This window comes from Paraphotobacterium marinum (assembly GCF_002216855.1).
Taxonomy (GTDB): Bacteria; Pseudomonadota; Gammaproteobacteria; order Enterobacterales; family Vibrionaceae; genus Paraphotobacterium; species Paraphotobacterium marinum.
In genome coordinates, this window is the sequence record NZ_CP022356.1 from 934,309 (window position 1) to 957,557 (window position 23,249).

20 protein-coding genes, 4 tRNA genes and 3 rRNA genes are annotated in these 23,249 nt (G+C 35.4%); 6 read left to right on the forward strand and 21 right to left on the reverse strand.

Annotation, left to right across the window (positions count from 1 at the left end; translation table 11 throughout):
* The first annotated feature begins 3 nt into the window (after nt 1-3).
* From CF386_RS11495 to CF386_RS11515, 5 genes are read left to right on the forward strand one after another with little or no spacing between them, the layout of a single operon-like run.
* Nucleotides 4-192 carry a hypothetical protein gene (locus CF386_RS11495; RefSeq protein ID WP_089074579.1) on the forward strand — a complete coding sequence of 63 codons (189 nt, stop codon included), beginning with the start codon at nt 4-6 and terminating at the stop codon, nt 190-192.
* Between the two features lie 13 nt (nt 193-205).
* A complete protein-coding gene (locus CF386_RS11500) occupies nt 206-1,375 on the forward strand; it encodes a beta-ketoacyl-ACP synthase (RefSeq protein ID WP_089074580.1) in 1,170 nt (389 codons plus the stop codon).
* A complete protein-coding gene (locus tag CF386_RS11505; protein ID WP_089074581.1) occupies nt 1,375-1,800 on the forward strand; it encodes an ApeP family dehydratase in 426 nt (141 codons plus the stop codon). Before CF386_RS11500 ends, CF386_RS11505 begins: the two co-directional genes overlap by 1 nt.
* 24 nt (nt 1,801-1,824) lie before the next feature.
* Nucleotides 1,825-2,559 carry a 3-oxoacyl-ACP reductase FabG gene (gene fabG / locus CF386_RS11510; RefSeq protein WP_089074582.1) on the forward strand — a complete coding sequence of 245 codons (735 nt, stop codon included), beginning with the start codon at nt 1,825-1,827 and terminating at the stop codon, nt 2,557-2,559.
* Entirely contained in the window at nt 2,556-3,791 is a 1,236-nt protein-coding gene (locus CF386_RS11515) for a beta-ketoacyl-ACP synthase (RefSeq protein WP_089074583.1), read from the forward strand. Before fabG ends, CF386_RS11515 begins: the two co-directional genes overlap by 4 nt.
* On the opposite strand, the gene CF386_RS11520 is transcribed toward CF386_RS11515, so the two are convergent.
* The 17 genes from CF386_RS11520 to CF386_RS11600 form a co-directional block, all read right to left on the reverse strand.
* Complete coding sequence (locus CF386_RS11520) at nt 3,788-4,087, reverse strand: hypothetical protein (protein ID WP_089074584.1); 300 nt, start codon at nt 4,085-4,087, stop codon at nt 3,788-3,790. The genes CF386_RS11515 and CF386_RS11520 overlap by 4 nt on opposite strands.
* Nucleotides 4,084-4,527, reverse strand: a complete 444-nt coding sequence (locus CF386_RS11525; protein WP_089074585.1) for a L,D-transpeptidase family protein — start codon at nt 4,525-4,527, stop codon at nt 4,084-4,086. Before CF386_RS11525 ends, CF386_RS11520 begins: the two co-directional genes overlap by 4 nt.
* A complete protein-coding gene (locus CF386_RS11530; protein ID WP_158522406.1) occupies nt 4,524-4,964 on the reverse strand; it encodes a peptidoglycan-binding protein in 441 nt (146 codons plus the stop codon). Before CF386_RS11530 ends, CF386_RS11525 begins: the two co-directional genes overlap by 4 nt.
* Before the next feature lie 35 nt (nt 4,965-4,999).
* Nucleotides 5,000-5,227, reverse strand: a complete 228-nt coding sequence (locus CF386_RS11535; protein WP_145955060.1) for a hypothetical protein — start codon at nt 5,225-5,227, stop codon at nt 5,000-5,002.
* A 213-nt stretch (nt 5,228-5,440) separates the two neighbouring features.
* Nucleotides 5,441-5,556, reverse strand: a 5S ribosomal RNA gene (rrf, locus tag CF386_RS11540).
* Nucleotides 5,557-5,647: 91 nt separating this feature from the next.
* Nucleotides 5,648-8,538, reverse strand: a 23S ribosomal RNA gene (locus CF386_RS11545).
* A gap of 216 nt (nt 8,539-8,754) precedes the next feature.
* A tRNA-Ala gene (locus CF386_RS11550) sits at nt 8,755-8,830 on the reverse strand.
* 9 nt (nt 8,831-8,839) lie between these two features.
* Nucleotides 8,840-8,915, reverse strand: a tRNA-Val gene (locus tag CF386_RS11555).
* A gap of 26 nt (nt 8,916-8,941) precedes the next feature.
* Nucleotides 8,942-9,017, reverse strand: a tRNA-Lys gene (locus tag CF386_RS11560).
* A gap of 4 nt (nt 9,018-9,021) precedes the next feature.
* A tRNA-Glu gene (locus tag CF386_RS11565) sits at nt 9,022-9,097 on the reverse strand.
* Between the two features lie 88 nt (nt 9,098-9,185).
* Nucleotides 9,186-10,727 (reverse strand): 16S ribosomal RNA (locus CF386_RS11570).
* The 16S, 23S and 5S rRNA genes sit together here with 4 tRNA genes alongside, the layout of an rRNA operon.
* 281 nt (nt 10,728-11,008) lie before the next feature.
* Complete coding sequence (gene phaC, locus CF386_RS11575) at nt 11,009-12,781, reverse strand: class I poly(R)-hydroxyalkanoic acid synthase (protein WP_089074588.1); 1,773 nt, start codon at nt 12,779-12,781, stop codon at nt 11,009-11,011.
* A gap of 68 nt (nt 12,782-12,849) precedes the next feature.
* A complete protein-coding gene (locus tag CF386_RS11580) occupies nt 12,850-13,200 on the reverse strand; it encodes a phasin family protein (RefSeq protein WP_089074589.1) in 351 nt (116 codons plus the stop codon).
* Between the two features lie 53 nt (nt 13,201-13,253).
* On the reverse strand, nt 13,254-14,459 hold the full coding sequence (locus CF386_RS11585) for an acetyl-CoA C-acetyltransferase (RefSeq protein ID WP_089074590.1): 1,206 nt from the start codon (nt 14,457-14,459) through the stop codon (nt 13,254-13,256).
* 24 nt (nt 14,460-14,483) lie between these two features.
* Nucleotides 14,484-15,224, reverse strand: coding sequence for an SDR family oxidoreductase (locus CF386_RS11590; protein ID WP_089074591.1), 741 nt, complete (start codon nt 15,222-15,224; stop codon nt 14,484-14,486).
* Between the two features lie 198 nt (nt 15,225-15,422).
* Complete coding sequence (locus CF386_RS11595) at nt 15,423-18,488, reverse strand: efflux RND transporter permease subunit (RefSeq protein WP_089074592.1); 3,066 nt, start codon at nt 18,486-18,488, stop codon at nt 15,423-15,425.
* Complete coding sequence (locus tag CF386_RS11600; protein WP_089074593.1) at nt 18,481-19,536, reverse strand: efflux RND transporter periplasmic adaptor subunit; 1,056 nt, start codon at nt 19,534-19,536, stop codon at nt 18,481-18,483. Before CF386_RS11600 ends, CF386_RS11595 begins: the two co-directional genes overlap by 8 nt.
* 222 nt (nt 19,537-19,758) lie before the next feature.
* On the opposite strand from CF386_RS11600, the gene CF386_RS11605 reads away from it, so the two are divergent.
* Nucleotides 19,759-21,048 carry a coiled-coil domain-containing protein gene (locus CF386_RS11605; protein WP_089074594.1) on the forward strand — a complete coding sequence of 430 codons (1,290 nt, stop codon included), beginning with the start codon at nt 19,759-19,761 and terminating at the stop codon, nt 21,046-21,048.
* 35 nt (nt 21,049-21,083) lie between these two features.
* Here CF386_RS11605 and CF386_RS11610 read toward each other — a convergent pair whose 3' ends face one another.
* From CF386_RS11610 to CF386_RS11625, 4 genes are all read right to left on the reverse strand, one after another.
* Nucleotides 21,084-21,740: a glutathione S-transferase gene (locus tag CF386_RS11610; RefSeq protein ID WP_089074595.1), complete on the reverse strand. Its 657-nt coding sequence runs from the start codon at nt 21,738-21,740 to the stop codon at nt 21,084-21,086.
* Nucleotides 21,721-21,990: a hypothetical protein gene (locus tag CF386_RS11615; RefSeq protein WP_404825007.1), complete on the reverse strand. Its 270-nt coding sequence runs from the start codon at nt 21,988-21,990 to the stop codon at nt 21,721-21,723. The genes CF386_RS11610 and CF386_RS11615 overlap by 20 nt, the downstream gene beginning before the upstream one ends.
* A gap of 153 nt (nt 21,991-22,143) precedes the next feature.
* Nucleotides 22,144-22,698 carry a DNA-binding protein gene (locus tag CF386_RS11620; protein WP_089074597.1) on the reverse strand — a complete coding sequence of 185 codons (555 nt, stop codon included), beginning with the start codon at nt 22,696-22,698 and terminating at the stop codon, nt 22,144-22,146.
* A gap of 10 nt (nt 22,699-22,708) precedes the next feature.
* Nucleotides 22,709-23,236 (reverse strand): DUF2058 domain-containing protein, encoded by a 528-nt coding sequence (locus CF386_RS11625; protein ID WP_089074598.1) that lies wholly within the window; start codon nt 23,234-23,236, stop codon nt 22,709-22,711.
* Nucleotides 23,237-23,249: the final 13 nt, after the last annotated feature.

Sequence of the window (23,249 nt, forward strand, 5' to 3'; positions counted from 1 at the left end):
TTAATGACACAAATTAATGATAATGAGTGGTTTAAATATAACCCCAAAATAAATATTTTGACTAAAAGTCATATAAAATATATTTATAAAAATAAAAAATTATTACTTAGTATTTCAAAATCAAAAGAAACGTATCATATCAAATTTAATCAAAGTACTGAGTTGAGTGATATTGTTGTGAACATTATATAAAAGGAAGCTTTCATTGTTTATTTATAACTCTGCAATGATTTCAGCACTTGGTTTGGATGAAACAGAAATAATAAAAAACTTATATTCTGATCAATCAAAACTACAACTCTCAAGTGATTATTTATTAAATCATCAATCAACATATTTGGGTTTAGTTGGACAAAAATATAAATCGGAAAATATTTTAGAAAAAAAATTCAATTCCGTTAATAATAAATTAGCATTGACTGCATTAATAAAACTAAAGAAATCATTAAAAGATCTCACACAGTATATTCCAAAAAATCGAATAGCTGTCATAGTTGGAACTTCAACATCTGGGTTTAGTGATGCCGAAAACGCATTCAAAAGATTAAACAAGCATAATAATCTAGGTAATGATTTCCATTATAAGCAACAAGAAATTGGCGGTCTTAGTGAATTTGTTAAAAATTATTTAGATCTTTCAGGTCCATCCTATACAATTTCCACAGCATGTTCTTCAAGTGCAAGAACGCTAATATCTGCTCAACATTTAATGCAATGCGGATTGGCTGATGCTGTTATTGTTGGTGGTTGTGATACTATTTGTAAACTTACAACACAGGGTTTTGACAGCCTTCAGTCAGTATCACAAAGTATATGTAAACCGTTTGAAACAACTAGAGATGGAATCAATATTGGAGAAGCGGCCGCATTTATGATCTTAACCAAAAAGCGCTTTTCAAAATCTTCTTTAAAAATTTTAGGGATAGGACAAAGTTCTGATGCATACCACATGTCTGCACCAGATCCATCAGGATTAGGAGCAGAAAGAAGTATGTTAGATGCAATCACAAAAGCGAATATAAGATGTGAAGATGTTGGGTATATCAATGCTCATGGAACAGGCACTAAATTAAATGACTCCATGGAGAGTATGGCTATTTTTAATCTTTTTAAAGATAATACGCCCGTTACTTCAACAAAAAATCAAACGGGTCATACTCTTGGGGCTAGTGGAATTCTTGAGCTATCAATTTGTTGGTTAATTCTTAAAAAAAGTTTAGAGATACCTGTACAGCAGAACTTTGATTTAATTGATCCAAACATACAGCCGATAAATGTTAACACCCAGTATCGAGTTTTAAAAAATAAAATTATACTTTCTAACTCTTTTGCTTTTGGTGGTAATAACGTAAGTATTATTATAGGTGAAGGATAATGAAATACCCCCCAATTACAGATTTAATTTTGCATTCTGGTAATATGCAATTTATAGATGATATAATTAAAATTACAGATCATAATATTATATGTCAGTCAGTTATTAAGCCTCATAATCCATATTGGGATCATAAATCTAATTGTTTACCTTCATGGATAGGTATTGAATTTATGGCACAATCCATTGCGATATGGTCTGGGTATCATTATTATATCTCAAATCAAAAAATTCCTATGGGACTACTCTTAGGTACACGAAATTATAATTCATATACTCATAAATTTAATTTAGATGAAACTATTATTATGCAAGCAGAGCTTTTAATTAAAAATGTAAGTTCAGCCGCCTTTAAATGTTCAATTCATGCTCAAGAAAACTTGCTAGCTGAAAGTCAAATCAACATTTTTGAAAAACAAATTTAAATTTTAATAACATAGGTTTAACTAATGAATAAGTTAGTACTAATCACAGGGTCTAGTAAAGGTATAGGAAAAGCAATTGCTATTAGATTGTGTCAATTAGAATACAATATCGTAATACACTTTAATAAAGATAAAATTAATGCAATAAAAACATGTGAAGAAATCGAACAAATATGCGGTATATATCCTCAAATGGTTCAATTTGATATTTCCAATAGAGAGGAGTGTAAGAGTAAATTAGAAAACTTCATTAATAAACATGGCGCATTTTATGGTATAGTTAATAATGCTGGTTTGTATGAAGATTGTAACTTTCCATCTATGCAACCCGATCAATGGGATAAAGTTATTAATGCAAATTTAGGGGGGTTTTATAATGTCCTACATCCATGTATCATGCCTATGATTCAGGCACGTAAAGGTGGAAGAATTATTTCAATCACATCAGTGTCTGGACTTATAGGTAATCGAGGCCAAGTAAATTATAGTGCCTCAAAGGCTGGTATTATCGGTGCTTCAAAATCTCTAGCCATAGAGTTAGCAAAGCGAAAAATCACAGTGAATTGCATTGCCCCTGGACTAATAAATAATGCTAATGAAAACGATATTAAGGAATTCGAGCAACAAATTATAAACAATATCCCTATCAAAAGAAAAGGAACATCAGAGGAAATTGCTTATGCCGTTGAATTTCTTATGTCCGATCTATCCTCTTACACCACTAAACAAGTAATATCTATCAATGGAGGCCTGATATGATAAACTATCCCAAAAGAGTTGTGGTTACTGGAATGGGTCTGGTATCAAGCCTAGGTCATTCACCAGCAGATTTTTTTTTAAAGCTGAGAGAATATAAAAACACAGTACGTCTTATTGATGAATTTACTTCTACAATTGGTCTTAATACCCATTTAGGGTGTCCTGTTAAACCATTTGATTTACCCGATACTTTTACAAGAAAAAAATTACGTACTATGGGTAAAGTGTCCCAGTTTGCATGCCTGGCAACTCAATATGCTATTAAAGATGCTAATTTTGCTCAAGATTATCTAATTCATAACCAAAATGTCGGTGTTGCTTACGGATCATGTTCGGGTAGTTCAGATGCACTTGCTGACTTTGCATCAGTTATCAAAGATAAAAACACATCTACTCTAAATGCCAACACATACCTTAAAATGATGTCTCACACAACTGCAGTTAACATTGGTTTATTCTTTAACTTATCAGGAAGAATCATTCCTACAAGCTCAGCTTGCACTTCATCTAGTCAAGCGATTGGCTATGCATATGAATCTATAAAACATGGACTTCAAAAAGTTATGATTGCAGGTGGCGCTGATGAGTTATGTACTTCTCAAGTAGCAGTATTTGATACCCTTTTTGCTGCAAGTATAAAAAATAAAACTCCAAATTTGACACCCTCACCATTTGACGTTGACCGTGATGGACTTGTTCTAGGAGAAGGAGCTGGTACTCTTATACTTGAAGAATATGAGCATGCTCAAAAACGCGGAGCTAATATATACGCAGAGCTTGTTGGATTTTCAACAAATTCAGATGGGTCTCATCCTACACAACCTGAATATGAATCAATGCAAGATTGTATGCAAACTGCTTTATTTAATGCAGATATCAATCATACAGAAATAGATTATATTTCTGCTCATGCTACCGGAACAATAAAAGGGGATATTGCTGAGTCAATAGCGACAAAAAATGTTTTTGGTAGCCAGGTTCCTGTCAGTAGTTTAAAAAGCTACATAGGACATACTTTAGGCGCTTGTGGAGCAATTGAATCCATTAATGGTATAGAAATGATGTCAAATAACTGGATACATCCAACTCTCAACTTAAATGAAATCGATCCAAATTGTGCAGAATTAAATTATGTTTTACAAAAAGGTAAAAATCATGACATTAATATGTTTATAAATAATAATTTTGCTTTTGGTGGAATTAATACCTCATTGATATTCAAAAAATTTTAATTTTGGAAATGTTTCATCGAAACAAAGTTGATGTTTTTCACATAACTTTGTTTTTTGTCATAACCATATATATCGGGTCTTTTATGTAAAATATCATTTTCATCAACCCATGAAGTAATATACATCATTTGTATATATATGGGCTTCGAGATTTTTAAATATTTTGTTCTTCTACTATTTACATAATTGCTAATTTGATTGCTACTATATCCTTCAAATTGTAATAGATATTCTGCTAAAGTAACTGCATTTTCTACACGAACACATCCAGAGCTTAAAGCTCTTTTATCTTTCATGAAAAGATTTTTGAAGAGGTGTCGTGTAGAAAAATTGCGAAGTTATTTGGAAAATCAAATTTAACTTTACCTAAAGAGTTATGTCTTCCTGGAGTTTGCTGAAATTGAAATGGGAAATTTCTGGCGTTAACATTTCTCCAATTAATTGAGTACGGTGAAATCTTTCTTGGGTTTTGCCAACTTCTAATAATATTTATTTTATTTTTACGTAAGTAATGAATATTCCGTTTAACATTTGGTATTATATCTTTCTTTTTAATTCCCTCCGGTACATTCCATGTCGGATTTATGACTATATTTCTCATTTCTGAAGAAAATAATCCAGTAGGTCTTTTATATCTTCCTGTTATAACTTTAGATTCAAAAACCTTATTATAATTTCTAAATACTTGTAACTTAAAATCAGGCACATTAACATACAAATAAATTGGAGCTCTCATTTTTTTAATCTAGTCCGTTGCATATTAAGAGCAAGTATTCTCTGATCATTTGAAAAACTATTATTTAGTGCTCTAATAGTCTCATTTCCTATAACGCCATCAACTTTAAGACCATTCCTACGTTGAAAGTTTTTTATTGCTAAGTTTACTTCTCCTTGATTCAAAATTACCTTCTTAGTTGATAAATATTCATAAGTAAAATCATCCAGGTCATTATAAAAGTTCAGCTTTTCAATTAATTGCTTCCCATAAGGTATAACTTTATTATGCCTAATTAACCCTTGGTTTAGTCTAATTTGTATATCCTGTTGTTCGTTTAATTTCTTCAGATAGACCAATGATGCTTGGTAATTGTATTTTAAGGGTCTTAATTTTAAAAGTTGTTCGTAATTAATTAAAGGATCCATATTTGGTAAATTATTACCTACTGTATTCACTTTCAATAATTTAGATGTGAAAAGAACGTGGGGATTTACATGAATTTTTTTATAATTATTTTATATAAAATAAATGAATCTGTAACAAGTTCTTGATAAGAAGCACTTTCGATTTCTTCGATATTACTTCTCACATAAGAAATTCTTGTATTAAATTGTGGAGCTAAGTTGGAAAGCTGTAAAATAAATAATTGCTCATTGAACTCATCTAACATCTGTTGATTCCAGATATTATTACCATTATAAGCTATTAACTGGCTCACTTTATCCCTAAAACATGGATAATTATTTTCAAAACAATCCGCTACTATCAAGTTCGAATAGAAAATGAGAAAGAAAGACAATATATATTTTAATGATCTCTTCATAGTTATTCTCATAATTTTTGAAATTTCTAATATAAATTATAAGTAATTTTAAAAAAAATTGAGAAAAAATGTGACGGAAGTATCATTTATGATATAAGAAAATGGAAAGCTTGGCGATGACCTACTCTCACATGGGGAATCCCCACACTACCATTGGCGCAATTACGTTTCACTTCTGAGTTCGGCATGGGATCAGGTGGTGCCATAATGCTATGGTCGCCAAGCAAAATTTGTTTACAATTCGAAAAGCTGACTCTGCAATACACATCAAGATCTTTATATCTTTAAAATCCTGCAAAACCCCTTGGGTGTTGTATGGTTAAGTCTCACGGGCAATTAGTACAAGTTAGCTCAACGCCTCACAACGCTTACACACCTTGCCTATCTACGTCGTAGTCTCCAACAACCCTTTAGGATACTTATAGTATCAGGGATGACTCATCTCAGGGCTCGCTTCCCGCTTAGATGCTTTCAGCGGTTATCGATTCCGAACTTAGCTACCGGGCAATGCTACTGGCGTAACAACCCGAACACCAGAGGTTCGTCCACTCCGGTCCTCTCGTACTAGGAGCAGCCCCCTTCAATCATCCAACGCCCACGGCAGATAGGGACCGAACTGTCTCACGACGTTCTAAACCCAGCTCGCGTACCACTTTAAATGGCGAACAGCCATACCCTTGGGACCGACTTCAGCCCCAGGATGTGATGAGCCGACATCGAGGTGCCAAACACCGCCGTCGATATGAACTCTTGGGCGGTATCAGCCTGTTATCCCCGGAGTACCTTTTATCCGTTGAGCGATGGCCCTTCCATTCAGAACCACCGGATCACTATGACCTGCTTTCGCACCTGCTCGAACCGTCATTCTCGCAGTCAAGCGGGCTTATGCCATTGCACTAACCTCACGATGTCCGACCGTGATTAGCCCACCTTCGTACTCCTCCGTTACTCTTTGGGAGGAGACCGCCCCAGTCAAACTACCCACCAGGCACTGTCCTCACCCCAGATTATGGGGCTAAGTTAGAACATCAAACATACAAGGGTGGTATTTCAAGGTTGGCTCCACGATAACTGGCGTCACCGTTTCAAAGCCTCCCACCTATCCTACACATGTAGGCTCAATGTTCAGTGCCAAGCTGTAGTAAAGGTTCACGGGGTCTTTCCGTCTAGCCGCGGGTACACAGCATCTTCACTGCGATTTCAATTTCACTGAGTCTCGGGTGGAGACAGCGTGGCCATCATTACGCCATTCGTGCAGGTCGGAACTTACCCGACAAGGAATTTCGCTACCTTAGGACCGTTATAGTTACGGCCGCCGTTTACCGGGGCTTCGATCAAGAGCTTCGTCCGAAAACTAACCCCATCAATTAACCTTCCGGCACCGGGCAGGCGTCACACCGTATACGTCATCTTTCGATTTTGCACAGTGCTGTGTTTTTAATAAACAGTTGCAGCCACCTGGTATCTGCGACTCTCAACAGCTCCAAGAGCAAGTCTCTTCACCGTCAAGAGCGTACCTTCTCCCGAAGTTACGGTACCATTTTGCCTAGTTCCTTCACCCGAGTTCTCTCAAGCGCCTTGGTATTCTCTACCCGACCACCTGTGTCGGTTTGGGGTACGATTTCTTATAATCTGAAGCTTAGAGGCTTTTCCTGGAAGTATGGCATCAATAACTTCACTGCCGTAGCAGCTCGACATCAAGTCTCAGCCTAACAATGACCCGGATTTACCTAAGTCATTAGCCTACACTCTTGAACCTGGACAACCGTCGCCAGGCCTACCTAGCCTTCTCCGTCCCCCATCGCAATTATAAAAAGTACGGGAATATTAACCCGTTTCCCATCGACTACGCCTTTCGGCCTCGCCTTAGGGGTCGACTTACCCTGCCCCGATTAACGTTGGACAGGAACCCTTGGTCTTCCGGCGAGGAAGTTTTTCACTCCCTTTATCGTTACTCATGTCAACATTCGCACTTCTGATACCTCCAGCAGACTTTACAATCCACCTTCAACGGCTTACAGAACGCTCCCCTACCCAGCAATGCTAATGCACGCTGCCGCAGCTTCGGTGTATAGCTTAGCCCCGTTAAATCTTCCGCGCAGGCCGACTCGACCAGTGAGCTATTACGCTTTCTTTAAATGATGGCTGCTTCTAAGCCAACATCCTGGCTGTCTAAGCCTTCCCACATCGTTTCCCACTTAGCTATAACTTTGGGACCTTAGCTGGCGGTCTGGGTTGTTTCCCTCTCCACGACGGACGTTAGCACCCGCCGTGTGTCTCCCGGATAGTACTTACTGGTATTCGGAGTTTGCAAAGGGTTGGTAAGTCGGGATGACCCCCTAGCCTTAACAGTGCTCTACCCCCAGTAGTATTCGTCCGAGGCGCTACCTAAATAGCTTTCGGGGAGAACCAGCTATCTCCAGGTTTGATTGGCCTTTCACCCCTAGCCACAAGTCATCCGCTAATTTTTCAACATTAGTCGGTTCGGTCCTCCAGTAAGTGTTACCTCACCTTCAACCTGCCCATGGCTAGATCACCTGGTTTCGGGTCTAATCCTAGCAACTATTCGCCCAGTTAAGACTCGGTTTCCCTACGGCTCCCCTATTCGGTTAACCTTGCTACTAAAATTAAGTCGTTGACCCATTATACAAAAGGTACGCAGTCACCCCACGAAGGGGCTCCCACTGCTTGTACGTACACGGTTTCAGGTTCTATTTCACTCCCCTCACAGGGGTTCTTTTCGCCTTTCCCTCACGGTACTGGTTCACTATCGGTCAGTCAGGAGTATTTAGCCTTGGAGGATGGTCCCCCCATATTCAGACAAGATGTCACGTGTCCCGTCCTACTCGATTTCATTATCATTGCGCCTTCAGCTACGGGGCTATCACCCTGTACCGCAGAATTTTCCAAAACTTTCGCCTAGCACAATGAAAACTTAAGGGCTGGTCCGGTTTCGCTCGCCGCTACTACCGGAATCTCGGTTGATTTCTTTTCCTCGGGGTACTTAGATGTTTCAGTTCCCCCGGTTCGCCTCCTAAACCTATGTATTCAGTTTAGGATAACTGCTTATGCAGTTGGGTTTCCCCATTCGGAAATCGTAGACTCAAGTGGCTCTTACTGCCTTATCTACGCTTATCGCAAGTTAGTACGTCCTTCATCGCCTCTGACTGCCAAGGCATCCACCGTGTACGCTTAGTCACTTAACCATACAACCCCAAAGGGTCTCACGTATGTCTAAACAACCAAGGTTCTTTGTTTCGCCGGATCTTAAAAATACAAGACACTTGATGTGTTTTGCTTTTTGAGAACTCTTCTAACTTTCGTTAGAATTATTTTACTAGTCAGCTTTCCAAATTGTTAAAGAGCTATGGTTTTCAAAAAAAACCAATTCCTAAAATGTCTCTATCAAACAGCTTAGGAATTGGTGGAGCTAAGCAGGATCGAACTGCTGACCTCCTGCATGCCATGCAGGCGCTCTCCCAGCTGAGCTATAGCCCCAGGAGAAAATGGTGGGCGATACCGGGCTCGAACCAGTGACCCCCTCCTTGTAAGGGAGGTGCTCTCCCAACTGAGCTAATCGCCCACTTAAAAAACCATTAAATTAAATAATGGTGGGTCGTGCAGGATTCGAACCTGCGACCAATTGATTAAAAGTCAACTGCTCTACCAACTGAGCTAACGACCCTAAGTGGCGTCCCGTAGGGGAGTCGAACCCCTGTTACCGCCGTGAAAGGGCGGTGTCCTAGGCCTCTAGACGAACGGGACTTGGGTTTCAAGATTAACTATCTTGAAAATCTCTTTAATATTTAACTAAATAATCTGTGTGGACACTACATCAATATAATCTTTAAGGTAAGGAGGTGATCCAGCCCCAGGTTCCCCTAGGGCTACCTTGTTACGACTTCACCCCAGTCATGAACCACACCGTGGTAAACGCCCTCCCGAAGGTTAAGCTATCTACTTCTGGTGCAGCCCACTCCCATGGTGTGACGGGCGGTGTGTACAAGGCCCGGGAACGTATTCACCGTGGCATTCTGATCCACGATTACTAGCGATTCCGACTTCATGGAGTCGAGTTGCAGACTCCAATCCGGACTACGACATACTTTATGGGATTCGCTCACTCTCGCGAGTTGGCAGCCCTCTGTATATGCCATTGTAGCACGTGTGTAGCCCTACTCGTAAGGGCCATGATGACTTGACGTCGTCCCCACCTTCCTCCGGTTTATCACCGGCAGTCTCCCTGGAGTTCCCACCCGAAGTGCTGGCAAACAAGGATAAGGGTTGCGCTCGTTGCGGGACTTAACCCAACATTTCACAACACGAGCTGACGACAGCCATGCAGCACCTGTCTCAGAGTTCCCGAAGGCACCCTTCTATCTCTAAAAGGTTCTCTGGATGTCAAGAGTAGGTAAGGTTCTTCGCGTTGCATCGAATTAAACCACATGCTCCACCGCTTGTGCGGGCCCCCGTCAATTCATTTGAGTTTTAATCTTGCGACCGTACTCCCCAGGCGGTCTACTTAACGCGTTAGCTCCGAAAGCCACGATTCAAGATCACAACCTTCAAGTAGACATCGTTTACGGCGTGGACTACCAGGGTATCTAATCCTGTTTGCTCCCCACGCTTTCGCATCTGAGCGTCAGTCTTTGTCCAGGGGGCCGCCTTCGCCACCGGTATTCCTTCAGATCTCTACGCATTTCACCGCTACACCTGAAATTCTACCCCCCTCTACAAGACTCTAGTTTACCAGTTCCAAATGCAATTCCCAGGTTAAGCCCGGGGCTTTCACATCTGGCTTAATAAACCGCCTGCATGCGCTTTACGCCCAGTAATTCCGATTAACGCTCGCACCCTCCGTATTACCGCGGCTGCTGGCACGGAGTTAGCCGGTGCTTCTTCTGTTGCTAACGTCAAATGATAACGCTATTAACGCTACCACCTTCCTCACAACTGAAAGTACTTTACAACCCGAAGGCCTTCTTCATACACGCGGCATGGCTGCATCAGGGTTTCCCCCATTGTGCAATATTCCCCACTGCTGCCTCCCGTAGGAGTCTGGACCGTGTCTCAGTTCCAGTGTGGCTGATCATCCTCTCAAACCAGCTAGGGATCGTCGCCTTGGTGAGCCCTTACCTCACCAACTAGCTAATCCCACCTGGGCTAATCCTAATGCGAGAGGCCCGAAGGTCCCCCCCTTTGCTCCGTAGAGATTATGCGGTATTAGCCATCGTTTCCAATGGTTATCCCCCACATTAGGGCATATTCCCAGGCATTACTCACCCGTCCGCCGCTCGTCAGCAGGAGAGCAAGCTCTCCCCTGTTACCGCTCGACTTGCATGTGTTAGGCCTGCCGCCAGCGTTCAATCTGAGCCATGATCAAACTCTTCAATTAAAGTTTTGGCTCAATGAATTCTGATTAATAAATTGACTGTGATGAATATCGCTATTCATTCGGTCACTCAGCTCATTGATAATTCTTTTTTAATGACTATCATTCACGAGTGCCCACACAGATTATCTAGTTATATTTTTAAAGAACTTAAAAGAAATCTCTCTCTTTTGTGGGAATGAATTATAGATAGTTATAATTTTATTTCAATACTTTTTTTTAAAAAAAAAACCAACTGTTCACAAAGTGGACAAGTTGGCCTTATTTTCATCAAAAAAGAGCTTTTATGATAATGTTTCTTTTACATAATCGCCAGGAGCAACGTTAATAGACTTAAACTCATAATTTCCAGCATTTTTAGGTGCTAACACTTTAGTAGAGGGACTATTTTTTGATAACCATTCATTCCAGTGTGTCCACCATGATCCTTCATTAACCTTCATATCATTTTTCCAATCTTCAGGAGATTCGACTAATTTTGTATTAGTATAATATGAATATTTATTTTTGGATGGGTGATTAACGATACCAGCAATATGACCTGAATCGCCTAAAACAAAAGTTTTATCGCCTTTAAACATAAGTGCACCACGATAAGTAGCTTGCCAAAGTGCAATATGGTCTTCTTTTGTAGAAATAAAGTAGCTGTTTGTATCCACTGCTGATAAGTCAATTTCAACACCTTTCACTTTGAACTTACCATTTGCCAAACTATTATCAAGATAAAAATCTCTCAGGATATTATTATGACATTTAGCAGAAACATTTGTACTATCACTATTCCAATACAACATGTCAAAGTCTACAGGACTATTTCCTTTAAGATAGTTATCAATATAGTAATTCCAGTATAGGCTATTTTCTCTTAATAAACTAAAAGTAACACTAAGTGAACGACCATCTAAATAACCTTTGGAAGTATTTTGCTCTTCTATAGCCGTAATAACTTGATCATTGATAAAACTTCCTAATTCTCCCGGTTGAGAAAAATCCAATAACGTAGTAAAAAATGTTGCTGTTTTTACTTTAGATTTTTGACCAGTCGCTTTCAAATAGGCAAGAGTTGTCGCTAAAAGAGTCCCACCAATACAATATCCACTTACATTTATTTCTTTTTGTTTTGTAACATCAGAAACAATATTAATTGCATTTAGGGCACCATCAACAACATAATCTTCAAAACCAACTTTTGCCATTTCACTATTAGGGTTTTTCCATGACATTAAAAAAACACGGTGACCTTGTTCAACCAACCATTTAATCATAGAGTTTTTTTCACGTAAGTCTAAAATATAATATTTATTTATAAATGGTGGGATAAATAATAATGGAGTTTTATTTACTTTTTCAGTCGTTGGTTTGTATTCTATTAATTCAAATAGATCATTTCGATAAATAACATCACCTGCAGTATTAGCAATGTTTTTACCTAATTCAAAGGCTGCACTGTTTGTCATTCTTACTTTTAACATCTCAGCACTTGCATCTAAATCTTCTTTAAGTAACTTGATCCCTTTTACAAGATTTTGCCCATTGGATTCAATGGTCAATTTCATTAATTCTGGATTTGTTGAAATAAAGTTACTTGGAGACATGGCATTTACAGCCTGTCGAGAAAAGAAACTTAAACGTTCTTTAACTTCTGGCTCAATCCCATCAACACTATCTATGGTTTGTTGAACTGTATTACTAAAAAGTAAATAAGATTGTTTGATGAAATTAAACATTGACTCTTCTTTCCAGGCTGGATGATTAAATCTTTTATCACCTTTGTCTGGCTCTATCAAATCATGTTCTTGTTGAGCTTGTGTTGGTTGTGAAATACTTTGCCAAATTTTAAATTGGTTTTCCCACCAGTTCATTTGGACTTTCATTAAAGCATCGGGATTACTGACTGCTTTTTCAAGTAACTTAGTTATATCATCTAAGTTAACTTCATTAATTGCTTTTCCTAATGGTGAATTGAAAGTCGTTTTATTGTTTTCAATTTCTTCCCACCATTTTTGGTTACATTTTTGAAGCTGATCAAGGTAATCCGTAAAAAAGTTCTTGTACATTGAACATTTACCTCTCAGAAAGGAAAAATCCATCCCAACATTAAGTTAGAATGGATTTGAAAAATAAATTAAGCTGCTGGTGCTACTTCTTTTACATTTTCAGCAACTAAAGCATCACAATCAGCTTTAAAATCTTGTGCTACAGCTGAGAATTTTTTGCTATCTTCAACCATTTGTTGAGATAAACGAGTTAGAGCGTCAATTTGTGAGCTGTTAAAACTAACTAAAGATTGAACATCCTTGATATCAGTTGCAGCTTTAAGTTGAGACAAACCTAACTCAGAATATGAACGTGCAGCAGAAAGTTGTAGGTGAGTTAACTCTTCTACGTTTTTTGCGCATAGTTTGTTGAATTTAACTAAAGGAGCAAAAGTTTTTTCAGCTTGCTCAGAAAAAGATTTAAACATATCAGTATACATATTATTTTCCTTATAAAGATTTACTTCAATTTGTTTTTTAACAAAATTATTTGTTAAACATTTTTTAGTACAATAGCTGTACCCATTCCGCCGCCAATACAAAGAGAAGCTAAACCATATTGAGTATTACGGCGACGCATTTCGTGAATTAAACTTACTACAATTCTATTTCCAGATGCTCCTAATGGATGACCTAAAGCAATAGCTCCACCATTAACGTTAGCTTTTTCAAGTATACTACCAACTTGAACTTCTAATTTATCCGCTAACTGATACGCAACACCAAGAGCTTGACCGGCAAACGCTTCATTTAACTCTAATAAGCCCAAATCATTGATAGATAAGTTTGCTTTATCTAAAGCTTTCATGACTGCTGGTACTGGACCTAAACCCATTACTTCTGGTGCTAGCCCTGCTTGAGCATAACTTTCAACTTCCATAATTGGTGTTAAGTTGTATTTTTTAACTGCTTCTTCTGAAGCTACGATGACTGCGCTTCCACCATCATTAATTCCAGAAGCATTACCTGCAGTTACAGAGCCATCTTTTTTGAAAGCAGGTCTTAACTTAGCTAATTTTTCAATACTTGCATCTTGCTTTGGATACTCATCTGTATCAACTACATTCGTTGAACGCCTTGTGACAACTTCAACAGGTGTGATTTCGTCAGCAAATTTTCCTGCTTCTATTGCAGCAACTGCTTTTCTCTGGCTAGATAAAGCAAATTCATCCTGTTGCTCTCTTGATAAATTAACTTCACTTACTACGTTTTCAGCCGTTACACCCATGTGATACTTATTGAAAGCATCTGTTAATCCATCGGTAATTAATAAGTCAGATAATTGAATATTACCCATTTTGTTACCTTCACGAACATTAGATTCAGTCGCAAAAGGTATTTGTGACATATTTTCGGCACCTGCAGCAACAACAACATCTGCATCACCTGCTTTAATGTGAGCAGCTGCATCCATGATGGTTTTCATTCCACTACCACAAACCATGTTTAAGGTATATGCAGGTACTTCTGCTGGAATTCCAGCTAAAATTGATGCTTGTCGACCTGGTCCCATACCTTGACCAGTTCCCACTACATTTCCTAGTATAACTTCATCTACTGCTTCCGCTGGTAGATTCGCTTCAGTTAAAGCAGCCTTAATAGCTACTGCAGCTAATTTAGCCGCTGATTCTGTTTTAAGTGCTCCACAAAAGCTACCAATTGGAGTTCTTTTTGCACTAACAATATAAATTTTTGACATTTTTTTCTCCCATATACATACATTTTAGTGCATGTATAATCCACCATTAAGACTTAAAGTTTCACCAGTAATATAAGCTGCAGCATCACTTGCTAAATATGCGACTGCACCACCAATTTCTTCTGGAGTTGCAAGACGTCTCATTGGAATTTCAGCTTTAATAGAATCTAAGATCTCTGGTTTAATTTTCTCAACCATTGGTGTTAGAGTATATCCAGGTGCAATAGCATTGACAGTAATACCTGCACGCGCACCTTCAAAAGCCAACGCTTTTGTAAATCCTATCATACCTGCTTTAGCAGCTGAGTAGTTTGTTTGTCCAAACTGTCCTTTAAGACCATTAACAGATGTAATATTTATAATTCTACCTGACTTATTTTCAAGCATAGAATTAAAAATTGGGTGAGTTACGTTATACAAACTGTTTAGGTTAGTGTTTATAACTTCATTCCATTGTTCTGCAGTCATTCTCTTGAATGTAGTATCACGAGTAATACCAGCGTTATTAACTAATACATCAACTTTACCTTCTTCTTTTAAAAGAACAGATAATGATTCTTGACAAAATGCTGTATCAGTGACATCTAAAGCTAACAATCGAACTTGTTCATTCGTAAAGCCATTCGCTTTAAACCATTCTTGAGCTGACTCCTCACTTCCAGGGGAATAAGTCGCAATTACACGATATCCTTGTTCTAATAAAGACTTAGTTATTGTTGAACCAATGCCGCCTTTTGCTCCTGTTACTAATGCGATCCTACTCATTGTGAATATACCTCCCTTCACATAATTTGTGTTATATTATATTTATTTATTTGTTTTATATTTCTGAAAATTATTATGCACTAGAAATGCTACATTTTTATGTCACAATAATTTATATTGCATATATGAACATACACACATATAAAATTCAAGTATTATTTATATTTTATTAATACAAAAGGATGATAAAAATGGAATTTAACTAATCAATTTTGAAGCGTGTTTTTTACTAAATATTTTTAATAAACATGGTGTAACAAATAAAGTAAGGAAAGTCGAGAAAATTAGCCCTCCACATACGATTAATGATAATTGAGACCACATTTGGGCTGATGGTGCATCATACTGGATTTTCAGGTTCACAAAATCAAAGCTGAACTTAAAAACCATTGGTAATAGACCAAATACAGTTGTAATCGTTGTTAAAAGTACCGGCCTTAATCTATTTAGTCCAGTTTTAAGAATAATATCATCCAGTGATGATGACGCATTTTTATAGGAATTAAATGTATCAATTAACACAATATTATTATTCACAACTATACCTGCCAAAGCGATAATACCAATTCCAGACATGACAATACCAAATGGCTGATTAAAAATAATCAATGTAATTAAAGAACCAATAGTTGAAAAAATAATTGCTGAAATTATCATCAAAGCCTGAGAGTATGAATTAAATTGCGTTACAAGCACAATTAAAATACAAAATAAAGCAATTAGAAAAGCATGTTTTAAAAACTGTTCTGATTCTTTCGTTTTACTTCTTTCGCCTTCAATTTTTATACTAATACCTTGTGGAATAACTGTATTGGATAAAAGTTTACTAATTTTTTGATTTATATTATAAATTTTTGAGCTATCTTCAGCATCTGCTAATATATTAAAAGCAAAATTCCCATCAACTTTTCTATAAGTTTCATTACTATTTTTTAGGCTTATTTTGATAAACTTAGACAATGGAACCTGACCATTTGGAGTCATGATCCGTGTTTCATCTAATTGGTTAATACTTCTGAAATCTTTTGGAAATCTAACGCGTATATCGATTTCTTCACTTAAATCATCTGGATAAAATGTACCTACTAACAATCCATTTGAAATCATTTGTATATAACTACCTATTTCTTCTGTAGTTGTTCCATATTCTGCAGCAATTTTCTTATTTACTTGAATATCCCATTCTAACTGATCCATCGGAATGTTATTTTCAATATTTTTGATACCATTTATTTGACTTAAATCTTTCGCAAATTTACTAGTAAACTTCGCAAGCTTGGCATATTGATTTGAGCTTAAAATAATTTTTATATCTCTCCCCAGCTTTGGCCCCTTTTTGTCTTCTATATATATATATTTAATTCCATATATTTCATCAAGCTTTGATTTAATTTGATTAAGTATCAATTTTGATTTCTCTCTTTGATCCCATTTCAAAAGATTAATATCTAATTGTCCAATACTTGTTTCTCGTTGATTACTTGTTGTTTTAACCAAAACGAAGTCTACTCCTTTTACATTTTCTACTTTTCTTAAAGCGGCATTCATTATTTTTTCTTTGTGCTCTAAAGATAAGTTTTTATCTGCTTTAATTTTTATAATGATGTTGGTTGCATCAATTTTCGGGAAAAACTCAATACCTCTATTAAAAAAAACAAATACAATACAGACCATAAACAACATGGTTATAATTAGAGCTACAAACATTTTCGGCTTTTTGATTATTCTTTTTAGATATGTTTGATATTTGTTTGCCAAAAAACTGTCTACCGCAACCTTTTTAATTGACTTATTTTTTAATCTTATTTGACTAGCTATAATTGGTATAAAAATGATTGCAATCAAAAACGAAGAAAATAAGACCGCAATCATAGTAATAGGTAAATACTTCATAAAGTCACCCATAATACCAGGCCAAAACATTAAGGGCATAAAAGCTAAGATAGTCGTTAGTGTTGATGAAAAAATTGGAATGGCCATTCTTTTTGAAGATTTGAGGTAACTATTAAAAACTGTCTCACCGTTTTCTAAATTTTTTTTTGCATCTTCTACAACAACAATACTCCCGTCAACTAGTAAACCAACTGACATTATGAGCGCAAACATTACAACAATGTTAATTGTTATACCTAAAGCCGTAAGCATTGTTATGCCTAATAATATTGAGCATGGAATGGCTAAAAATACATAGACGCTGCTAGTTATCCCTAAATAAAAACACACGACTATCGAGACTAAAATAATAGATAATATAATATTAGAGTTCAATTCATTGAGCATCTCTTTTACTTGAACAGAGCGATCGCTAATTAGCGAAGCATTGATATTTACCGGCCAAGATTGAGTGTTTTCTTTTACAATCGTTCTAATAATATCTACAGTATCAATAATATTTTTACCTGGTTTTTTCATTACTTCCAAAGTAATCATTTTTTTATTATCTAAACTTGATGATGATTCGGCGTCTTTAAAAGTTCTTTTTACTTCGGCTATGTCTGACATGATAATAACTTCTTGTTCAAAACTTTTAACTGGTGTTGTTAAGATGTCTGTAATATTCTCAATAACCGATGGAACTGATAAATCTAATGAGCCCTCTCCGGTTTGTAGATTACCAGCAGGGATAAGAGTATTATTTTTTTGTATATAATTGTATACATCTTTTAAATTGATTTGATACAGTGATAAAAACATAGGAGATATGTTAATTTCAACAAATTCATCTCTATTTCCTCTCTGTTTTACTTCCAATATATTTATATTTTTTTCAAGATTTTCTTTCAATCTTTTAGATAAATCGTTCATCTTACTTTCAGGAATACTCCCTGATATGACTACTTTTAAGATTGGGTTTTGTGTTGCTAAGCTAATTTCTCTTATATTCGGTTCGGAAGTTCCTTCAGGTAATTTAGATTTGACCTGATCAATGACTTCTCTGATATCATCTATGGCTTTTTTAGAATCTGACCCAATATCAAACTCTAAAAAAATAGAAGCATGATTTTCAGTTGCCGTAGATCTAAAGGTTTTTAAATTTTTTACACTCGTTAATTTTTTTTCAACTGGTCTCAGCAGAAGTCTTTCTGAATCCTCAGGTGAAATACCCTGATAATTCATTGATATGTATATATAGGGCATTTTTACATCTGGCTCGGCTTCTTTAGAAATATTAAAATAACAAAATAGCCCCACTATCATTAATATAATAAAAACCAAGTTTATTGTTTTATTTTTATAAAAAAGCTGAGTTAGCAATTTACTCATACAAATCACCAATACTTTTTGTTTTAACCGGCTCCCCTATATTTACATTAGATTGCCCTAAAACAATAATATTGATGGGCTTATTAATGTTAGTGACCCATACATTTTTTGTCGTTATATTTTCAACTTGGACACTTTGAAAAAATACTTTTTGGTTTTCTACATATTTGACGCCAATATTGCCTTTATTATCAAAACTTAGGACAGATGGAGAGACCTGAATCCCCATTTTTTTTTCTAGATCAAACCTTACTTTACACAATTGACCTGCTTTAAGGTTTTTGTTTTTAATTAAAGCTTCAGTATCATAGGTATTTGTTTGTGGATTGGCTTCGAAAGATATATAACTTATCTCTCCCAAGAACTTTTGTGCATTACATTCTACGTCTACGTCATCTTTGAGTTTGATTTGATTTATGTATTTAGGGTTTAAATCTATTTGAACAATTAATTCTCTAGTTTGAATAATTTTGCCTAAAACTTCTCCTTTTTTTACATACACCCCTGTATCATCAATAATATCATTTAGTATTCCAGATATTGGTGCTCTCAAAACTTTTTTATTTAAATCATCTTTAATTTTTTCCCAATACGACTTAGCAGTATTATAAGCAACCTTGGCTTGCAATAATCGTAATTTAGCTTGAAATCCACTTTGGTGGAGATTTTCTATTGCTTTATATTCCATTTTTTTTTCAATATAATCAGACTCTGCTTTGATTAATTCCGTTTCGAGATTCTCTAAATCAAATTTTACAAGCTCACTTCCCTGTTCAACATAATCTCCTTTTTTGGCAAGTACTTTTTTAATAACTCCCTCAGTATTTGATATCAAATCAAGAGATAAAAAAGGCTTTGTTTTGCCTTCCGTACGATATTGCAGAACAAAATTTTCTGGCACAAACAACTTAGTCGTTACTTTTGCTATTTCTTCCCCTTTATTTTCATCTTTTGATTTTGGAGACAAAGACGTGTCTTGTTTTTTCAAAAGAAAAATAATCAATATTATAAAAAAGAGTAAAGTTAAAATAATGATGTACTTTTTCATCAACAAACCTTTATCAACAATAAAAAAAGTATTTCTTTAATTATAGAAAACAATAATTGTACAGTGTTGTTTTTTTTAGAATTTATATAAGAACTAGAATAGGTTCACGGTTTTTTGCAAAACTAAAAGTACTTAAAATATAATATTATTGAAAATCAATAAATTAGCTTTGGCATGTAAAATGCTTTTCAATTTTCAAATGTAACTTTTGAGGATTTGAAAATGAAATCTAATTTTTTAAAAAAATTTATAATGATACTGAGTTGTCTAACTTTTACATCAACGTTTAATTTAGCCTTTTCCGAAGACATAAAGACATTATCTCAACAATTCGAAGAAGAAAAAGCAGTAGGAGATCCAATCACTCCCTTCGACATGGATGGGGATGCAGGAACTTACATGGGTAGTACGTTTAATGACAACTCGAATGGTGATGTACAAGAAAGTTTTAATAGAATAGATGGCCCAGATATCAATGCAAATAACGGTTATTATAATAACTCTTCGTGTCTCCGTCCTAACGGTCTAGCGCCAGGGCCATGTGGAGGAAACGCTGATCGTTATGCAGTGGATTACAGATTAGGTAAATGGATTGAAACTATTAGCAGATACATTGATGATACTTTAGTTCCAAATGCTGATCACGCCAACAGAGACATAGAGTCCAATGCATCAGCAAATATTGATCAACAAATTGAAATAGATGCTCAACAAATTGAAATAGGCTTCAATGCATCAACAAATGTTGATCAACAAAATGAAATAAATCAACAAAAAGATGAAATTATTCATAACACTACTGATATTAATACTAACAATGGCAAGATTGAAATTAATACCAGTAATATTGCAGAAAACAAACAAGAAATAACAACCAACTCTACTAGTATTAAAGCTAACACTGACAATATTGAAAGTAATACCAGTCATATTGCAGAAAACAAACAAGAAATAACAACCAACTCTACTAGTATTCAGACTAACACTGACAATATTGAAAGTAATACCAGTCATATTGCAGAAAACAAACAAGAAATAACAACCAACTCTACTAGTATTCAGACTAACACTGGCAATATTGCAGATAACAAAACAAGTATTACTCAGAATAAAGAGGATATACAAACTAACTATGGATACATTCAAGCCAATATGGATAATATTAATGAAAATGCCTATCAAATCGAATTACTTAACCAGAATATGAATCAAGGTTTTGGTGTATTAAACAATAAAATCGATCAGAATACACAAGCGATCAACCAGAATAGTGAAGATATTCTTAAATTAAGACATACGATGGCCGCGTTTGCTGCGCTATCTGGACTAAATTATGTAGATGGAATGCATTCCATGTCAGCATCATTTGGTACAGCAATGGATCGAGTCGGATTTGCTATTGGGATTCGCCTGAAATTTTCAGGTTACGATGCGTATACAGCATTTCAAGCAAGTTCAGATCTAGGTGGAAACCAACAGGCCTACAGCATCAGTGCAACTTTTGGCTTCTAAAATGTTAATCTGCAAAATGCATATAACAGTGTCTATCATGGATAGAGATATTCACTGTTGTATTCCTTCCATGTTTTAAACTTTTTCATGACAATTTCATTAAAATCAGTTTGACATAAAAAAGTATTTAACCAATTTTGCGTATTTTTATAAGGACTTGTAGTAAACCAATTCATATCAAATAAAGCAAACTGTCTAATAAATGGGAAAATAGCAATATCTATAAAAGAAATTGAATCTCCTGCTAAAAATAGGGAGTTCTTTAAAAGAATTTCAATTGATTCTAAAAATGTTTCACATTTTTCTCGATAGTATTCTTTTGAATACTCTGGATAACGGTCAAAATATTTGTAACGATCCAGCCAATATTTAAAATATTGATCATTTTCAACTATTAGCTTTTTAGATTCTTCTGTAACTAGCGAAGTCCAATCATTTTTTCCACTAAAAGACCAACTCATTATTTCAAGGCTTTCAGATATTATGGAAGAATGATCATCAAGAACAAGAACTGGGACTGTTCCTTTTTCAGTAAAATGAAACAGCTCTTTGGGTTTGTCTTTTAATAAAACTTCTCTTAAACAAACCTTCTTTGAATTAAAGTTAAGAGCATAACGAGCCCTAATTGCATATGGGCATCTTCTAAAAGAATATAAAATTGGAACAGCTTCTTTATTTTGCATCATGTTCATCTTTAAAACCTAAACTATATTCTTCTTTTAATTTTTGCACACTTACAACTGGTACCATAATTTTTACGTTAATTCGTTGGCCCGAACGTATGGTATCAAATCCAGAGTGATCTCTTGAACTGCACTGCTCATGTAAATTAATTCTAGATTCTGATAATTTAAACAAATCATATTGTTGTCTACGAAATGTGAGTAATGAACACCAATACATTGCATCTAGCACTTCATTAGGTTGATATGCTCTAATCACAAATCTCAAATGGTGTTCCTCACCAAAAAAATCCATAGGAAAAAGTTTTTTTATTTTTTTTTCAATGAAGATTCCTAATCTTTAAAAGATAAATTTTTAAATTTATATTAACAAATTTAAAAAAAAATCCAATCTTAGTTGGATTTTTTTAATTTATTTTTCCGCTTTAGATGGGCGAGATCTTACAGGACGTCCTGATTTTGTTGTCGAACGATTAGGCGTTGATACATTATTAGAAGTGTTAGCTGTGGTAGATTTTTCTAATTTCAAAATTAAATCATCTTTCGCTTTTATCTCTTTTCTCAATTTAGTAACTAAAGCTTTCTCTTGAGTAAGTTGCTTTTTAAGATCAGTTGCAGATGTACTTGTCGTGCTTTTTTTTGTTTTGCTTAATTCTAACTCTAATTTTTCTATTTTATCTTCGTATACAGTTCTCATTTCTTGTATTCTTTCTTCAACCGATTTTTCAGTCTCCCAACTCTTTAAAAATTGATTGATTACAGAAATACGACCTGAATGATTATTCAGTTCACGGATTTTTAAATCCGTAGGAAGTTCTCCCAAATTATGAAGTTGGTCCGCTAAATGGAAAACAGTTTCCTTTGTTATTTCATTTGACATATTAAACTCACTTAAAATTAAAAGATTTAAAACTCTATATACATTACACAAAATTGTTGCATCATGCCACAAAAATATGCAATACATTTCATATAATTTACCACATTAAATCATCTGGTATTTCAAATTGAGCATAATAATCATCATCATCTTGTTCACTTTCAGAATGATTATTAACATTATTTAAAACAATTTTTGAACTATTGATTTCCTGGATTTTATGAGCAACTGGTGATGGTATAATTTCGTAACTTTCTTTCAACTTGGCAATTGCAAGTTTACCTGAAATCAGATGATTTTTTATCATATCATTCACATACAAAGTTTTGATTAAATTTTCACTTTGAAAATTATACTCAATTTCACCACTATAGTTTTTAATTTTATTACTTAAGATTAATTGATTAATTTGGTTTTCAATTTCTTTATTTCGAAGTTCTTCCGCTCGCTTTTCATTAAGGAGCTTATCCTTTTCAACTTGTGCTGCTTTATTTGTCGCAATATTTTCTCTGGTTTCTCTAATCATATCACGCGATTTTTTCGATTTTTTGGCTGTTTTCTTTAATTTTTTTTTATCAACTAAACCAGCTTTTAACATTTGTTCTTGAAGGGTCAATTTTGCCATATACTAAAACCTT

Bases quoted from the DNA above. Each gene is read 5' to 3' on its own strand.
- CF386_RS11505 (WP_089074581.1), top strand. From the start codon at position 1,375: ATGAAATACCCCCCAATTACAGATTTAATTTTGCATTCTGGTAATATG.
- CF386_RS11605 (WP_089074594.1), top strand. From the start codon at position 19,759: ATGAAATCTAATTTTTTAAAAAAATTTATAATGATACTGAGTTGTCTA.
- CF386_RS11600 (WP_089074593.1), bottom strand. From the start codon at position 19,536: ATGAAAAAGTACATCATTATTTTAACTTTACTCTTTTTTATAATATTG.
- CF386_RS11595 (WP_089074592.1), bottom strand. From the start codon at position 18,488: ATGAGTAAATTGCTAACTCAGCTTTTTTATAAAAATAAAACAATAAAC.
- CF386_RS11590 (WP_089074591.1), bottom strand. From the start codon at position 15,224: ATGAGTAGGATCGCATTAGTAACAGGAGCAAAAGGCGGCATTGGTTCA.
- CF386_RS11580 (WP_089074589.1), bottom strand. From the start codon at position 13,200: ATGTATACTGATATGTTTAAATCTTTTTCTGAGCAAGCTGAAAAAACT.
- phaC (WP_089074588.1), bottom strand. From the start codon at position 12,781: ATGTACAAGAACTTTTTTACGGATTACCTTGATCAGCTTCAAAAATGT.
- CF386_RS11585 (WP_089074590.1), bottom strand. From the start codon at position 14,459: ATGTCAAAAATTTATATTGTTAGTGCAAAAAGAACTCCAATTGGTAGC.
- CF386_RS11495 (WP_089074579.1), top strand. From the start codon at position 4: ATGACACAAATTAATGATAATGAGTGGTTTAAATATAACCCCAAAATA.
- CF386_RS11525 (WP_089074585.1), bottom strand. From the start codon at position 4,527: ATGAGAGCTCCAATTTATTTGTATGTTAATGTGCCTGATTTTAAGTTA.
- CF386_RS11625 (WP_089074598.1), bottom strand. From the start codon at position 23,236: ATGGCAAAATTGACCCTTCAAGAACAAATGTTAAAAGCTGGTTTAGTT.
- CF386_RS11610 (WP_089074595.1), bottom strand. From the start codon at position 21,740: ATGAACATGATGCAAAATAAAGAAGCTGTTCCAATTTTATATTCTTTT.
- CF386_RS11620 (WP_089074597.1), bottom strand. From the start codon at position 22,698: ATGTATTGCATATTTTTGTGGCATGATGCAACAATTTTGTGTAATGTA.
- CF386_RS11515 (WP_089074583.1), top strand. From the start codon at position 2,556: ATGATAAACTATCCCAAAAGAGTTGTGGTTACTGGAATGGGTCTGGTA.
- CF386_RS11520 (WP_089074584.1), bottom strand. From the start codon at position 4,087: ATGAAAGATAAAAGAGCTTTAAGCTCTGGATGTGTTCGTGTAGAAAAT.
- fabG (WP_089074582.1), top strand. From the start codon at position 1,825: ATGAATAAGTTAGTACTAATCACAGGGTCTAGTAAAGGTATAGGAAAA.